This is a genomic window from Leifsonia sp. Ger2509, from assembly GCF_055231915.1.
This window is the reverse complement of record NZ_JBUYVB010000003.1, coordinates 1,897,212-1,912,889: the sequence shown is the minus strand read 5'-3', so window position 1 is coordinate 1,912,889 and position 15,678 is coordinate 1,897,212. Positions and strand designations below refer to the sequence as shown.

Below are 15,678 nucleotides of genomic sequence, written 5' to 3'. Positions count from 1 at the left end.
ATCGCGCGCTACCCGTTCTGACGCGGCGGCCCGAGGTCAGCCGAGGACCTCGGTCACCCCGGAGAGCATCAGGCCGCGCGCTCCTTTGCTTCGGGCCCGGACGGCGCCCGCCTTGGTCGGGATGATGTGCCCGATCACCGGCTTGCCCAGCGACCTCACACGCTCCCACGCGCCCCGCGACGACCCGTAGTCGAGTCCCAGCGAGGTCCAGCGTTCCTGCGTACTGCTCAGCAGGTCTGGTGTCGCCTCGATCTCGGCGCCGTAGTAATAGCCCCACGAGCGCCATTTCTGCTCAGCCGCGAAGGCCGGCCAGTCCCTGCTCGTGCAGTAGCCTTTCGCGACGAACGTCTCGCGCGGGTTGGAGACGCGACGCGTCAACGCCAGGAGCTCGGGAAAGTATTGCGCCGGGACGACCTTCGGGTCGACGAAGATCGTGTGCGTCTCGCCGAACTCGCGGAGAAGGTCCGTGAAGCGGAGGTACGGACGTGGCGGCTGATGGGGATCGGTCGTCCCCTTCGCGGTGATCGAATACCGTGACACCTCGCGCCAGGTGTGTTCGGAAGCGACGAACCCTGACGTGCCCGACGTGCGGTCCAGCGTTGCGTCGTGCAGGCCGAACCACACGCCGTCCGAGGTGCGCGCCAGGGAGATCTCGAGGGCATCGACGTGATGGGCGGCAGCCTGCTGGTACGCGAACAGCGACATCTCCGGCCAGTCGGCGGAACCGCCGTGATGGGCGACCGAGAACGGGTCGGAGGCGAAGAGAGCGCTGACACGCTTGCCGCGTGGAGGGCCGAACAACTGCGGTCCCTGAACGACCAGCGGCCCGGCGAGCAGGGCCGCAGTGGTCACCGTCGCGGCGGCCGTGACGGACCCGATCACGAACGCGCGACGACTCACCGGGCGGCGCGGATCCGCTGAAGGTGGGGAGGCGGACGGCTCGGTCATGCGGCATGCTAACCCGCTCGCGTTCGAATTGGGCGCGCTCTCGCTGAGGATCGCCGCAGAGAATGGCCCCGACACTAGTCTGAGCAGATGCGATGGGGTCGGGGCTATTTCGCCGTGCAGGCGTTGGCCGGTGCTGCGTGGTGGATCGCGGTGTTCGCATCGCCGTTCGTGCGCGAAGCGACGCTCGGCAGCCTCGATCCGGTGGTCGTCGCGGTCCTCGACATCCCGCTGTTCGTGATCGCGTCGGCGCTCGCCGCGACGGGACTCCGCGCCGCGGCGTTCGTCAGTGCGGGATGGACGGGCCTCGTCACGCTCGCGCTCGCTGTCTACGCCACGGTCACGACCGAGGCCGGCTGGGGCGTTCTGCTCATGGCCGCCGCGGCCGCAGGTTCGATGATCGCGCTCTGCCTCGTCACCCTCGGCCGAGTACCCACCGAGTGGATCATCCGCGGCCCGTTCGCTTTCCGGCCCGCTGTCTCGCGCCGCACATCCGGCGGGCACATCGCATCGACGTTCACTCAGATCGTCGTCTTCTGGGGACTCTTCCTCGTGCTGATCCCGTCCGTGATCATCCTTCTCGAAGGGCGCTGGGGACTCGGGATGGCATTCCCGGCTTTCGTGGGCATCATCGGGGCTGCGGTCCTCGTGCTCGCCAGTGCCCTCGGCGTATGGTCGGCGATCGCGATGTCGACGCGGGGCGACGGAACGCCGCTGCCATCCGCCATGCCGAACCGCCTCGTGGTTGCGGGGCCGTATCGCTGGGTTCGCAATCCGATGGCCGTCGCCGGAATCATGCAAGGTGTCGCTGTCGGGCTGGTCGTCTCGTCGTGGCTGGTCGTGGCGTACGCGGTCGCCGGTTCGCTGCTCTGGAACTACGCTGTCCGGCCGCTCGAGGAAGCAGATCTCGAGGAACGGTTCGGCACCGACTTCGAGCAGTACCGCGACACGGTGCGCTGCTGGATCCCCACGGTACCGGGCCGCGCGCCCGCGAGCGACGCCGTCTGGTGAGGTAGCCGGCACTTCCCTTTCGAGCATCCTGCGGGCACACTGGGTGGAACGAGAGGGGGCCGAGACGAGGAACCCACGCGCTACCCGACACCTCGCCGCCCTCGCGGCCGGGATCTGTGCGCTCGCGGCCGTGCTCGTCCTCAGCCCTTCCTCCGCGCCGGCGAACGCAGCGTTCGCCGACCAGTGCGCCTCGCCGGATCGCACGCTGACCCCGACGGGCTCCACGATCGCGGTGGCGCCAGGGGAGACCGTGCTCCTCACCGGCGGGGCCTTCACCGGCGGGATCAACGCGCTGCCCGCGGGCGGCACCCTGTGCCTGGCGTCCGGCGCCTCCCTCACGCCGCCGTACATGAACAACGCCGAGGGTGCGCTCGTGATCGCCAGTGGTGCGACCCTCACCATGCCGTTCGTCTCCGTCGGCACCGGGTTCTCCCTGTCACTCGAGGGGACCGCGGTGTTCGCCGGGCTGAACATCAACGGCTCGTCAGCGATCGACATCGCGTCCGGCGGCGCTCTCACAATCAGCAACTCGTTCTCACCGTCTGCGGGAACGATCACCAACGCGGGCACGATGCACGTCGCATCGTCGATCAATCTCAACACCGCCGTCCGTCTCACGAACTCGGGGGCGTTGACGGTCGACCAGGGTTCGACGATCAACGGGAGCTTCGTGAACTCAGGCATCGCGAGGTTCGCCGGCACCCTCGTCGTCAACGGGTCCGGGCTTCTCCAGAATGACTGCGCACTGTCGACGACGGGCGACTTCAGCAACAACGGGCCCTCCTCGACGAACCAGGGCCTCGTCCTCGTGACCGGCCGGTTCAGCAACAACGGCACCTGGCAGCAGTCCCCGGCCGGAACGCTGGCGTCCGCGACGCTCACCGACGACGGCCACGTCACCGGCTTCGGCCAGTACCACTTCAGCGGGACCACCAGTGTGCAGGGTTCGTTCGTCGGCGACTCGGCGACCGCGCCCATCATCGTCGACAGCACGGCTCCTCCCGGTCAGATCTTCGACACTCAGACCGGCACGGTCGTCAACGTCGTCCGCGGCAACGTCGGCGACTTCGATCTCGGTTCCTACCCGGCGCCCGACTGTGCGACGCCGCGCCCCTCCGCCGACATCGCCGTCGAGAAGACCGGGCCGGCGGCTGTTATGCAGAACGCGACCGTTACGTACACGATCACGGTCAGCAACGATGGTCCCGGTCCGGCGGATGCGGTGGTGGTGACTGACACCCTCCCGCCCGGCCTCACCGGCGTGACCGCTTCGGCGGGTGGAACGGTGGGGGCGACGGCGGTGACGTGGAGTCTCGGAACGCTAGCCGCCGGAGCGGCGGTGACTCTCAGTATCCAGGGAATCGCCTCCCCGCCGCCGGGCTCCGTACTGACCGACATCGCCAGGGCAACGTCGACGACGCCCGATCCCAATCCGGGGAACAACGATGGATCGACCAGCCGTTCGAACACGATCGTCGTCCCGGCGGTACTGCCGAACACGCGACCGACTGCCGACGACGTCACCGTCGAGGGCAACACCGGTGCGACGATCCTGGGGCGCGCGACGGCGGTCGATGCGGAAATCGACCAGGCCCTCACCTTCACTATCGTGACGGCACCGTCGAACGGTCGACTCGGGATGTTGCCGGGCGGCGAATTCATCTACCGGAGCGGTCCCGCATTCACGGGCGTCGACACCGCGACCTTCAGCGTATGCGACAACGGCACGCCGTCGCTGTGTGATCAGGGCACTATCACGATCAACGTCTTCCCGATCGCATCCGACGGTGCAGCGCAGGTCTTCCAGAACCAGTCGGTGGTGATCCCGCTCGTCCCCGGGAATTCATCGCCGGGCGCCGTGCTGGCGAGCGCTCTCGTCACGCCGCCGGCGAACGGCACGGTGACGCTCGACACCGCCGCCGGAACCGCCACCTACACGCCGGACCCCGGCTTCCTCGGCGCCGACTCCTTCGTCTTCCAGGTCTGTTCGCCGACCGCTCCGACCCTCTGCGACAGCGCCACGATCGCCGTCACGGTCCTCCGGCTGAACCTGCCGCCGGTGGTCGACGATCTCACTATGCGAACCACGGCCACCGTGCCGGTGGGCCGGCAGCTGACGATCACGGACCCTGAGGGCGACCCCTTCGTCGCCGCCCGGGGCATCCCCCCGCGGTCGGGGACGGCCGCTGTCAGCGCGTCGGGATTCACCCGCTACCAGCCCTTGGCCGGCTTCGCGGGTCGCGACTTCTACACCGTGTTCGCGTGCGACGCCGGAACGCCTGAGCTGTGTTCCACCGGGATGGTGACGGTCGAGGTGCTCCCCGTCGCGGTGGCGGACTCGGCCACGACCACTGTAGGGGTCGCGGTGACCCTCCACGTGACTGCGAACGACCTCGGTCTGGTCACTGCCCCCACGATCGTCGATCCGCCCGCTCACGGTTCCCTGAGGGCGGTCGCCAGAGCGTTCGTCTACACGCCTGATCCCGGGTTCACCGGAACCGACACCTTCACGTACAGCATCTGCGCGGCCACTGCGCCCGACCTGTGCGCGGTGGCGACCGCATCCGTCACCGTGAACCCAGCGGTGACTCCGACGCCGACTCCGACGCCGCCTGCGCCCCCCGCACCCGAACAGCCCGCCGGATCGCTGCCCGGAACGGGTTCGGATGCAGGCGGCTGGGGCTGGCTGGGACTCCTCGCGGTCGCGGCTGGTACCGCCCTCGTGATCGCGCAGGCGGCCGTGCGACGGGCACGCCGCCGCCGAACCACCTCCTGATCGACGACGACCTAGGGCCGAGCCCCAGCGCGCGCGGCGACGAGCACGGTGTCCACCGCGTCGCCGCCGTGGCCGCCGCGCAGCTCCCCGTCGTCGTCGCCGCCCCGTCGGAGCTGCTCGCATCGTGTGACCGTCAGGACCAACTCGACGGCGGCGCGCAGCACGTCCGGCGTGTACAGCACGCCGGGTTCAGAGGGGCCGTGGCCGCCCGCGGCGATGTTGTCGACATCGTGTCCGACCACGACCAGGTGCCCGCCCGGCGCAACCCAGCCGGCGATGCGCTGGATGACGGATGCGTTGTCCGCGAGGTGCAGGTAGCCGACGACAACCAGGTCGTACTGCTGCGGCGGCGTCCACGTCCGGACATCCGCCTCGACCCAGTCAACGTCGTCGCCGCCTGGACGAGCTCTCGCCAGGTCGAGCCCGGCCCGCGAGAAGTCGACGCCGGTCGTGGCCCACCCCTGCTGTCGCAGCCATACAGCGGTGCGGCCGTCCCCGGTCGCCACGTCGAGCGCGGAGCCCGGCGCGAGGCTGCCCACGACCTCGCTGATCACGCGCGGCGGGTCGGTCGCCCAGATGCCGCCGTGCTCCGACGCGGCCCGGTACCGCTCATCCCAGCCCGACGCATCCATCGCGCGCTCCTTCCCACATGACCCGAATCGAGTATCGCAGCCGTTCGTGGGCCCGCCCCGCATAACCCCTCACCGGTGGAGCCGGGCGTGCGAGAAGGCGGACCTCAGCCTCCGGTGAGGACGACGAGCTGCTGTGTGGCGCGGGTCATTGCGACGTAGCGGTCGACCGCACCCTCGATCCCGGCGCCGAACAGCTCGGGGTAGATCAGCACCACCAGGTCGAATTCGAGGCCCTTCGACAGTTCCGGCGTCAGCATACGGATGCGCGGGTCGGCCGGAATGCGCATCCCGGCCATCCCGGCCTCCCCGGCGCTGATCACGCAGCCGATCCCGTCGTCGTTCGCGGCGAGCCAGTCTGCGACGATCGCCTCGAGGTCCGCGACGCGGCCGCGAAGGACGGGGATACCGTTCGAGCGGATGGAGGTCGGCACGTTCGCATCCGGGAGGGCCGCACGGATGACCGGCTCGGCCTCTGTCATGACCTCCTCCGGCGTGCGGTAGTTGATGGTGAGCGAGGCCAGCGTGACATCGTCGAGTCCGACCCACTCCAGCCGCTGCCGCCACGACTCGGTGAACCCGTGCCTGGCCTGGGCGCGGTCGCCGACGACGGTGAAGCTCCGGGAAGGGCACCGCGACAGAAGCATCTGCCACTCGGCGTCGGTCAGCTCCTGTGCCTCATCGACGATGATGTGCGCGAAGGGGCCGGCGAGCAGGTCAGGATCGACGCTCGGCAGGCCCGCTTCGTCGACGAGGGTGTTCGCGAAGTCCTGGCCGCGCAGCATCCACATCACCATCAGTTCGCTGTCGTCCGACGCGATGAGGTCGTCGACGACATCCGCCATCTGCGCCTGCTGGCGGGCGATCGCCGCCTCCCGCTTGCGCTTGCGACGGGAGGCGTCCGGGTCGCCGATGCGCTGGCGGGCCGCATCAAGGAGCGGGAGGTCGGAGACGGTCCAGGCCCGCGCATCCGCCCGCTGCAGGAGCCGGACCTCGTCGAGGGTGAGCCACGGAGCGCACAACCGCAGGTAGGCGGAAACCGACCAGAGGTCGCCGACGACGCCGGCCGGGTCGAGCAGGGGCCACGATTTTGCGAAGATGCCGGTCAGCTCTTCGTTCTGCAGCAGGGCGCGGCGAAGCAGGTGCGGCGGAATCTCCTCGTCGTCGAACCTGTCGATGAGGATCTCGAGCAGCGCCTCCCAGACCTGCTCGCGCGCCTCGTTGTGCGGGACGCCCGGGTCCGCCGCCCGGAACGCCTCCGCCCATTCGGCGGCGCTCAGCCGGAGGTCTGCCCACGGGGTCTCTACGGTCAGTCCTTTCGCCGGCGGCTGTTCGTAGTACCCGACCGCAGCCTCCACCGCCTTCACCAGGTCGGCCGACGACTTCAGGCGGGCGACGCGCTCGTCGGCCTCCGCCACCGCGGTCGCTCCTTCGGAGACCAGGTCGCGCAGTGTGCAGGTCTGCACTCCCTCCTCGCCGAGACTCGGGAGCACATCGTCGACATAGGCGAGGTAGCCGCGGTGCGGACCGACGACCAGCACGTCCCCTCGGTTGTGGGCGAGGTGCGGATCGGAATAGAGGAGGTAGGCGGCACGGTGCAGGGCGACGACCGTCTTGCCCGTGCCGGGGCCGCCGTCGACGACGAGCGCGCCGCGGGAACCGGCACGGATGATCGCATCCTGGTCCGCCTGGATCGTGCCGAGCACATCGCGCATCCGTGTCGACCGGCTGCTGCCGAGGCTCGCGATGAAGGCGGACTCTTCATCGAGTGCGGCATTGCCCTCGAAGCCGTCGGGGGTGAAGACCTCGTCCCAGAAGTCGCTGATGCGCCCGCGGATCCATCGGTAGCGACGACGGCTGGAGAGGCCCATCGGGTTCGCGTAGGTCGCGCCGAAGAACGGCTCGGCGGCGGGGGAGCGCCAGTCGACCAGCAGGCGCCGCCCGGCCCGGTCGGTGAGGCCGAGGCGGCCGATGTAGACGGCCGCGTGGTCGTGCGCGCCCACCATGCGCCCGAGGCACAGGTCGAGGCCGAAGCGCTGCAACAGCCGGAGCTGGCCGGACAGGCGGTGGATCTCCAGGTCGCGGGTGAGCGCCGCCTCACCGTCGCCACCGGGGGCCTTGCGCTCGATCTCGAGCCTCTGGGTGAGGTCGGCGATGGACTCGTCGAGGCTCCGCGCGATCGCGGCGAAATGTTCCTCGTCGAGCCCGATCAGCGCATCGTCACGCTTGGCGGCGAGTCGATCGGGCAGGTCGAACGCGCTGGTACGGGAAGTCACAGTGCTCGATTCTCCGTCACGACGGGGGCCTTGCGGCAAGCCCCCTACTCAGCTATAGATTGAAAGTGGAAGGGAGTTCTGCTCCCTTCCTTTTTTGTGCGCGGGGTCGGGCGGGTGCGGGACGGCGGCGAGGGGGCGACGGTGCGCAAAGTCGGAATAGGCGGTTCGTTATTCCGACTTACGGTGCTAAGTCGGAATAAGAAGCTCATCATTCCGACTTATGACTGCTAAGTCGGAATAACTCCGCTACTGAGGACAGACGGTTGACAGCAACGTCGACACCCACCGGACGCTCAGTCAACTCCCGGCCGCCATCGGCGACGATAGGAGGATCCGCGCCGAAAGGGTGACATGTCAGACTCCAAGAACGCTCGAACCCGCGAAGCCAAGGCGGCGGCACGAGCGAAGGCAGCCGCGCTGCTCGAGCAGCAGCGCCGCCGCGAACGACGGAACCGGCTGCTGCTGTGGTCGGGTATCGGTGTGGCGGTCGTCCTCGTCGGCGGCCTCGTGAGCGGCGTGATCGTGGCGAATGCCAACGCGAACGGCAAATCGCCCGCGACGGGGTCCAGCAGCGCACCGACGTCGGCATCGGGCGCGGAGTCGTCACCGCCCTGGGCCGCACCGGCCGATCCGTCTGCGCGCGCGAAGGCCGCGGGCCTCACGATGCTGAGCAGTGAGGGAACGGTCGAGCACATCCACTCGCACCTCAGCGTCACCGTCGACGGCGCGGCCGTGAAGGTTCCGGCACTGCTCGGCATCGACGAGACGAACGCGCAGATCTCCCCACTGCACACGCACGACGAGTCCGGGATCGTCCACGTAGAATCCCCGGTCAAGGCCACCTTCACGCTGGGCCAGGTGTTCACCGAATGGAACGTCGCGCTCGCGGCCGGCCGGATCGGCGCGTATTCGTCCGCATCCGGTGACGCCGTGACGACGTTCGTCGATGGCAAGCCGGTCACCGGCGACCCGGCGGCCATCACGCTCGCCGACCATGAGGACATCGACATCGTCGTGACCAAGTCGGGCGAGACGGCGACCGCGCCGGCCGCGTTCAGCTGGCCGGCGGGGTACTAGCCGGCCGCGCCGCTTGCGGCGAGAGGGCTCGTTCCGGCCGACACGGTCAGGCACGCCTGCCACCCTCGGCCGGAACGGGCGCACTCGCCCGTCGTCCGAGGCGTCGTCGCAGTTTCAGCGGATGATCACGATGCGCCGCCTGTCGGAATCAGGAACGGTGGGTACGGATGCGCGCAGCCCCGCGCCTACTTGGCCTTTAACGCCGCCTATTTGCCGTCGATTCACCGCCTAACTTCGCGACGACCGCTCCACCGCTCTCGATAAAGGGATGAGCTAGTACGCGGCAGCTTGAAACGATTCGACGTGACTTCTCGCCGCTTCATCCCACGTCAACGAGAGGAATCCATGAAACCGATCATCGCAACTTCTGCCGGACTTGTTGCCGGCCTGTTGCTACTGGTCCCTGCCGCACCAGGCTTCGCGGCCGAGTCCGAAGGCTCGCTCGCGCCGGCCGCGGTCGGAGAGCCGAGCCCGCCCGATGATGCCGTGCGGGCACGACTCGAGGCCCTCGTCGGGACACAAACTCAAGCCGAAATCGCCGCGATTATCGCGGCAGGCCCGTCTGAGACGCTATTCGATCCCGAAACGGGAGGCTCATCGGCCGCGTTCGCGACAGAGCAACCGACTGTGTTCCAGCGAATGATCACTATGCGCGGGCCGGGCTGTGGTGGCGGCGACGCGTGTGCGTGGAGTGGGACGATCCCTCACGGCTGGTATGGGACCGGTTCACTTGCAATCAATACGAGCGGAGTAACGCGAGTGAGCGCGGGCGACTATCTCTCGACTTTCTGGTACAGCTCGACGCAAGGAATCGTTATTGCAAAGGGTCAATCTATGACGCTGCCCACGACCTACAACCTCACAAGGCTCACGCGCGGCTGAGCCTGTCGGAACAGGAGTTCCGGGACCGACGCGACCCGGGCATCCGCACCCGGAACTCCTGTTTCACGAAACGCAACCCGACAAGGCGGAGGGGCAGCCGGCTCGTGCCCGCGCGCGGCTGCTCGACGGACTGTGTGTGCACGCATCCGCCGGTTCTATCGCGCACCACCCCTACCTTTGTGCCGCCCCTGGCCCCTAGCCCGAAGCCGTTGAGCCCGGGAAAAGTCCGCGAGATTCTGCGGAATCCGCGGACTTTTCCCGGACTCGACCGGGCAACCACCAGGTGTGAATTCTCTCAGGGGCGCTTACGCGCTGCGCCCCATGCGAGTACAGATTGGCGTCGTCACCACTGGTGCTGCACGAGCAGCGCCGCGAAGGAGGATGCTGCCCGTGCCACGTCGTCGAACGTTCCCGAAGTCGCCCCCGATGCACGGTATCGACCGGATGGTCCGCAACGTCGAGACCGGCAGGTTCGAGCGTTCGCTCTCGGCGCTGACGGCGGCCGGAGCGGTCGTCACCGCCGGTGAGATCTTCTTCGAGCACGACAAGGCCAGCTTCGGCAACAAGTGGATGTGGGTCCCTGTCGTTCTCGGACCGATCGGTGCCGCCGCGGGCATCGCCGGGTTCTTCAGCGAGCGCATGGCGAAGACGCTGCTGCCCATCGCATCCCTCACCATCATCGCCAACGGTATTCAGGGCACGTACCTGCACGCCCGCGGCATCGGCCAGAAGCCGGGCGGCTGGCGCAACGCCCGCTACAACCTGGAGATGGGCCCGCCCCTCCTCGCACCGCTCCTGGTGACGATGGTCGGCGGCATGGGGGTGCTCGCCGCGATCCTTCGGCGGGAGAAATGAGCGGCCTCGCGCTGGACCCGGCGGACGGCGGCGGACGGTTCCCCGGTTTCGACATCCTCGAGTTCCGGGAGCGCTGGGATGACGCGACCCGCAGCGTCGTCGAGGGCCGCCTCGGGATGCTCCCGCCCATCCGCTTCTTCTCGGTCGCCGAGGAGGCCGCGGCGACCGCCCTGTTCGATCAGCTGCTCTACCAGCGCACGGAGCGGAAGGTCCCGGTGACGCGGATGGTCGACTCCCGCCTTGCAGAGCGGGAGACCGACGGCTGGCATTACGACACGATGCCCCCGGACGATGTCGCGTGGCAGCGGTCACTGGCGGCGCTCGACGAGGATGCGAAGGCCGCCCACGGCGCGACCTTCAGCGAGTGCGCGTGGGACGACCAGACCGACCTTCTGGCGGCCGTCCACGACAGCGAGGCGGAGACGTGGCACGGGATGCCTCCCGCACAGGTGTGGAGTCTGTGGACCCGGTACGCCTGCACCGCCTTCTACGCGCATCCGTGGGCGTGGAACGAGATCGGGTTCGCCGGGCCCGCGTATCCGCGTGGCTACAAGGACATCGGCGTCGACCGGCGGGAGCCGTTCGAGGTCGCCGACGCGAGGCCGGCCCAGGACCCCGTGAGGGATGCGCCGGATGCCCGCTGACGTCCGCACGCGCAACGAGTCCGCCTGGCTTCTGACCCCGCGCGGAGCCCTCCCCGACGACCTCGGGATGCGCCACTTCGACGATACGGACGTGGTCGATCTGGTCATCGTCGGGTGCGGCGCGGGCGGCTCGACCATGCTGCAGCGGACGGCGCGTGCCGGCTGGAAGGTCGTCGCGCTGGAGGCCGGACCGTTCTGGGATCCGGAGCGCGACTGGGTCAGCGACGAGGCCGGATCGCACCAGCTGTACTGGACCGAGCCGCGGCAGATCGGCGGGAAGAACCCGGTGCCGCTCGGTTCCAACAACTCGGGGCGCGGTGTCGGCGGCTCGATGGTGCACTACGCGGGCTACACGCCGCGGTTCCATCCAAGCGACTTCCGGACCCGGTCGCTGGACGGCGTCGGCCAGGACTGGCCGATCGACTACCCCGACCTCGCGCCGTACTACCGGGACCTCGAGGAGGAGCTCCCGGTCGCGGGGGAGCACTGGCCCTGGGGCGACCCGCACGGCTACCCGCACCGGCCGCATCCCGTGTCCGGCAACGGCGAGGTGTTCCAGCGGGGGGCGCTCGCGAGCGGCATCACCGCGAAGGTCGGGCCTGTCGCCATCGCGAACGGCCGTTTCGGGCACCGGCCGCATTGCATCTATCGCGGGTTCTGCCTGCAGGGCTGCAAGGTGAACGCGAAGGCGTCGCCGCTGGTCACGCACATCCCGGATGCGGTCGCTCACGGCGCCGAGGTGCGCGCCGAGTGCATGGTCACCTCGATCGAGGTCGACGAGCGCACGGGCGAGGCGACCGGCGTGCACTACCTGCGTGACGGTCGTCCCCGGTTCCAGCGGGCGCGGATGGTGGCGGTCGCTGGATACTCGATCGAAACGCCGCGCCTGCTGCTCAACTCGACCTCGGCGCGGTTCCGCGACGGACTGTGCAACGACTTCGACCAGGTCGGCCGGTACCTGATGGTGCAGGGCGCGCCGCAGACCGCCGGGCGTTTCGATTCGGAGGTGCGGATGTGGAAGGGCCCACCACCCGAAGTGAGCACCGAGGACTTCTACGAGACCGACCCGACCAAACCGTACAAGCGCGGGTTCTCCATCCAGACCGTCTCGCCGCTGCCGATCACCTGGGCCGAGCACGTGATGGCCGAGGGGCGGTGGGGTGCGGAGTTCCGCCGCTACATGACGGACTACGTGCACTGGGCGTGCCTCGGCGCGTTGTGCGAGTTCCTGCCGCTGCCGGACAACCGGGTGACCCTCGCGGATGAGAAGGACCGTTACGGCCTGCCGGTCGCGCACTTCTCTTACACGCAGTGCGACAACGACCGGATGCTCGCAAAGGCCGCTCAGGATGTCATGGAGCGCATCCTGAAGGCGGCCGGCGCCGACGAAGTGATCACCATCCAGCGCTACGCGCACCTGGTGGGCGGATGCCGGATGGCGGCGGACGAATCCGACGGCGTCGTCGACGCGGACTGCCGCACCTTCGCCGTCCCCAACCTGCTCATCGTCGACGGCAGCGTGCTCCCCACCCAGGGCAGCGCGAACCCGGCGCTCACGATCATGGCGCTCGCCGCAAGGGCGGCTGACCGCCTGGTGACGCATCCCGAACCACCAGAGAGAGGAAGACCATGACGACCACCGTCAGCGATTTCGTGATTCAGCGCATCCGGGAGTGGGGGGTCCGACGTGTCTTCGCGTTCCCCGGCGACGGCATCGGCGAGTTCGACGGCGCTCTCGGCAAGGCGGAACGGGACGGCGAGGGTCTCGAGTACATCCGCCCGACCCACGAGGAGATCTGCGCCCTGATGGCCACGGCGCACGCGAAGTTCACCGGAGAGGTCGGTGTGTGCGTCGCTACGTCGAGCCCTGGTGCATTCCACCTGCTGAACGGGCTGTACGACGCGGCGATGGACAACCAGCCCGTCGTCGCGATCGTCGGGCAGCAGGGGCTCAACGCGTTCGGCACGTTCAACCAGCAGCAGAGCAACCTCGAGCGGATGTTCTCGGATGTGGCGGCCTATGTGCAGACGGTCCTCTCGCCCTCCCAGGCGCAGGCGGTCGTGGACACGGCGTTCCGCACGGCTCAGGTGCGCCTCCAGCCGACGGTCATCATCCTGCCCCACGACGTGCAGGGGATGGAGATGGTCGAGCCGTCGCCCGAGATGTGGGTGTCCCGGTCGAGCTCGGCAGCGCCATCCATTGCGGTCGTTCCGCCGCGCGGGCAGCTTGCGAAGGCCGCCGAGATCATCAACGCGGGCAGCAGGGTGACGTTCCTCGTCGGTCATGGCGCCAACGGGGCGACCGACCTGGTGCTCGAGGCGGCGCGCAAGGCCGGCGCGGGGATCATCACGGCACTCCGCGCCAAGCAGGTCATCCCGTCGGATGTGCCCTACCACACGCAGCAGCTCGGCCTGCTCGGCTCGCTGCCGAGCTACCACCAGATGCAGGACTGCGACACGCTGGTGCTGCTCGGCACGAACTATCCGTACGGGCAGTTCCTTCCGGCGACCGGACAGGCGCGGGCCGTGCAGATCGACCTGCGGCCGGAGCAGCTGGGGCTGCGGTATCCGACCGAGCTCAACCTGTGGGGAGACGTCGGCGCGACGCTCGCCGAGCTCGTGCCGCTGCTGGACGAGAAGACCGACCTCGCCTGGCAGGAACGGGTCGCCGCGGAGATGGTCGACTGGGAAGACGAGATGGCCGCGCAGGCCGAGGTCGAATACCAAGACGGGGTGAACCCTCGGCGCGTGTTCCGCGAACTCAACAAGCGGCTGCCGCCCCAGGCGATCGTCACCGCCGATGCGGGCACGACCGCGGACTGGTACGGGCACCACATCCGGCTGCGGCGCGGCATGATGGGCGACCTGTCGGGGCGGCTCGCGACGATGGTCGCCGCCATGCCATACGCGGTCGCCGCGAAGTTCGCCTATCCGGAGCGGCCGGTGATCTGCACCATCGGAGACGGGGCCTTCCAGATGCTCGGGATGAACGAGCTCATCACCATCAAGAAATACCTGTCGCGGTGGGAGAACCCGCAGCTGATCATCCTGGTGCTCCACAACGACGACCTCACCCAGGTCTCGTGGGAGATGCGAACAGAGGATGCGAACCCGGTGTGGTCCACCTCGCAGGATGTCGAGTCGGTGGACTACGCGGGGTGGGCCGAGTTGCTCGGCTTCACGGGCATCCGCGTGACCGCCGACGACCAGGTCGCGGCCGCCTGGGACAGCGCGTTCGCGACCCGTGGTGTCACGCTCATCGACGCTCACACGAGCCGGAACGTTCCGCCGCTCCCGCCGCACATCACCAGGGAGTTCGCCAAGAACACGGCCCTGGCCTTCCTGAAAGGCGATCCGTCGGGCCGCGGTGCCATCCTCGATTCGGCGCAGGCGCTCCTCACCGAGGGGGTCGAACGCGTCAAGGACAAGCTGCATCTCGGGGGCGACGACTCGAAGGGGAAGTGATGCCGGGCGAGGCGACCATCCGTGCCGTTGAGGTGCGCGGCTACACCGTGCCGACCCGCACCGGCGGGGTCGAACGGGCCGAGTCCGACGGCACCGCCCGCTGGGAGGCGACCTCGCTGATCGTCGTGCAGGTCAGCGCGGGCTCGGAGACCGGCCTGGGCTACGCCTACGGGTCTCCCGCGATGTTCGAGGTGGCGAAGGATGTGCTGCTTCCGCCGCTTATCGGGTCGGACCCGTTCGATACGACGCGCGCGTTCTGGGCGATGGCGCGGGCCGTGCGCAACCAGGGCTGGCCGGGCGTCTGCGCGGGTGCCATCTCGGCCGTCGACGTCGCGCTCCACGACCTGAAGGCCCGCCTGCTCGACGTCTCGCTCGCCGCGCTGCTCGGAGGGGCGCGCTCGTCGGTGAGCGCGTACGGCAGCGGAGGCTTCACCGACTACACCGACGGCGAACTGACCGACCAGCTCGCCGGATGGGCGGCCGAGGGGATGCGCGCGGTGAAGATGAAGATCGGCTCCGAACCCGACGCGGACCTCGCCCGGGTGACCGCCGCCCGCGCGGCGATCGGCCCGGACGTCGAACTCTTCGTCGACGCCAACGGTGCGTACGAACGCAAGCAGGCGCTGTGGTTCGCCGAGCGCTTCGCCGACCTGGGCGTCACGTGGTTCGAGGAGCCCGTCTCCAGCGACGACCCGGACGGGTTGCGGTTGCTGCGCGATCGCGCGCCCGCCGGTGTGCGGATCGCGGCGGGCGAGTACGGGTACACGCCCGCGTACTTCCACCACATGCTCGCGGCGGGGGCTGTCGACGTCATCCAGGCCGATGCCACGCGGTGCGGCGGTGTGACGGGGTTCCTCCTGGCCGCAGCGCAGGCGCAGGGTGCGAGCATCCCGGCCAGCTCCCACACGGCCCCCGCCATCCACGCGTCGATCGGGGCGGCCCTGCCCAATGTCGTCAACGCGGAGTACTTCCACGACCACGTCCTCGTCGAGCGGCTGTTCTTCGACGGGCTGCCCGCCCTCACGGACGGCGAACTCGTGCCCGACCGCGCCCGCCCCGGCCACGGCCTCGTCCTCAGAGAGGCCGACGCCGCTCCCTACCGGCAGCGTTGAGCCCGG

At 69.1% G+C, this 15,678-nt stretch carries 12 protein-coding genes; 9 read left to right on the top strand and 3 right to left on the bottom strand.

All coding sequences use genetic code 11. The annotated features are described in order from the left end of the window. Nucleotides 1-36: 36 nt before the first annotated feature. Nucleotides 37-948, bottom strand: a complete 912-nt coding sequence (locus tag ACV7NN_RS09400; RefSeq protein ID WP_463349308.1) for a glycerophosphodiester phosphodiesterase — start codon at nucleotides 946-948, stop codon at nucleotides 37-39. A gap of 87 nt (nucleotides 949-1,035) precedes the next feature. Between ACV7NN_RS09400 and ACV7NN_RS09395 the strand changes: the two genes are divergently transcribed. Then, entirely contained in the window at nucleotides 1,036-1,956 is a 921-nt protein-coding gene (locus ACV7NN_RS09395) for a methyltransferase (protein WP_463349307.1), read from the top strand. 43 nt (nucleotides 1,957-1,999) lie between these two features. Then, nucleotides 2,000-4,732, top strand: a complete 2,733-nt coding sequence (locus ACV7NN_RS09390; protein ID WP_463349306.1) for an Ig-like domain-containing protein — start codon at nucleotides 2,000-2,002, stop codon at nucleotides 4,730-4,732. Nucleotides 4,733-4,743: 11 nt separating this feature from the next. Here the strand turns inward: ACV7NN_RS09390 and ACV7NN_RS09385 are convergent, their stop codons facing one another. Beyond that, nucleotides 4,744-5,364, bottom strand: coding sequence for a class I SAM-dependent methyltransferase (locus tag ACV7NN_RS09385; protein ID WP_463349305.1), 621 nt, complete (start codon nucleotides 5,362-5,364; stop codon nucleotides 4,744-4,746). 104 nt (nucleotides 5,365-5,468) lie between these two features. Further along, nucleotides 5,469-7,637, bottom strand: coding sequence for an RNA polymerase recycling motor ATPase HelR (gene helR / locus ACV7NN_RS09380; protein WP_463349304.1), 2,169 nt, complete (start codon nucleotides 7,635-7,637; stop codon nucleotides 5,469-5,471). Nucleotides 7,638-7,988: 351 nt separating this feature from the next. On the opposite strand from helR, the gene ACV7NN_RS09375 reads away from it, so the two are divergent. From ACV7NN_RS09375 to ACV7NN_RS09345, 7 genes are all read left to right on the top strand, one after another. Then, complete coding sequence (locus tag ACV7NN_RS09375) at nucleotides 7,989-8,714, top strand: hypothetical protein (RefSeq protein WP_463349303.1); 726 nt, start codon at nucleotides 7,989-7,991, stop codon at nucleotides 8,712-8,714. Nucleotides 8,715-9,059: 345 nt separating this feature from the next. Then, nucleotides 9,060-9,596 carry a hypothetical protein gene (locus tag ACV7NN_RS09370; protein ID WP_463349302.1) on the top strand — a complete coding sequence of 179 codons (537 nt, stop codon included), beginning with the start codon at nucleotides 9,060-9,062 and terminating at the stop codon, nucleotides 9,594-9,596. 390 nt (nucleotides 9,597-9,986) lie between these two features. Next, nucleotides 9,987-10,451: a hypothetical protein gene (locus tag ACV7NN_RS09365; RefSeq protein WP_463349301.1), complete on the top strand. Its 465-nt coding sequence runs from the start codon at nucleotides 9,987-9,989 to the stop codon at nucleotides 10,449-10,451. Further along, on the top strand, nucleotides 10,448-11,095 hold the full coding sequence (locus ACV7NN_RS09360) for a gluconate 2-dehydrogenase subunit 3 family protein (protein WP_463349300.1): 648 nt from the start codon (nucleotides 10,448-10,450) through the stop codon (nucleotides 11,093-11,095). The genes ACV7NN_RS09365 and ACV7NN_RS09360 overlap by 4 nt, the downstream gene beginning before the upstream one ends. Further along, nucleotides 11,085-12,728 (top strand): GMC family oxidoreductase, encoded by a 1,644-nt coding sequence (locus ACV7NN_RS09355; RefSeq protein WP_463349299.1) that lies wholly within the window; start codon nucleotides 11,085-11,087, stop codon nucleotides 12,726-12,728. The genes ACV7NN_RS09360 and ACV7NN_RS09355 overlap by 11 nt, the downstream gene beginning before the upstream one ends. Next, complete coding sequence (locus tag ACV7NN_RS09350) at nucleotides 12,725-14,560, top strand: thiamine pyrophosphate-requiring protein (RefSeq protein ID WP_463349298.1); 1,836 nt, start codon at nucleotides 12,725-12,727, stop codon at nucleotides 14,558-14,560. Before ACV7NN_RS09355 ends, ACV7NN_RS09350 begins: the two co-directional genes overlap by 4 nt. Further along, nucleotides 14,560-15,672: an enolase C-terminal domain-like protein gene (locus ACV7NN_RS09345; protein WP_463349297.1), complete on the top strand. Its 1,113-nt coding sequence runs from the start codon at nucleotides 14,560-14,562 to the stop codon at nucleotides 15,670-15,672. The genes ACV7NN_RS09350 and ACV7NN_RS09345 overlap by 1 nt, the downstream gene beginning before the upstream one ends. Nucleotides 15,673-15,678: the final 6 nt, after the last annotated feature.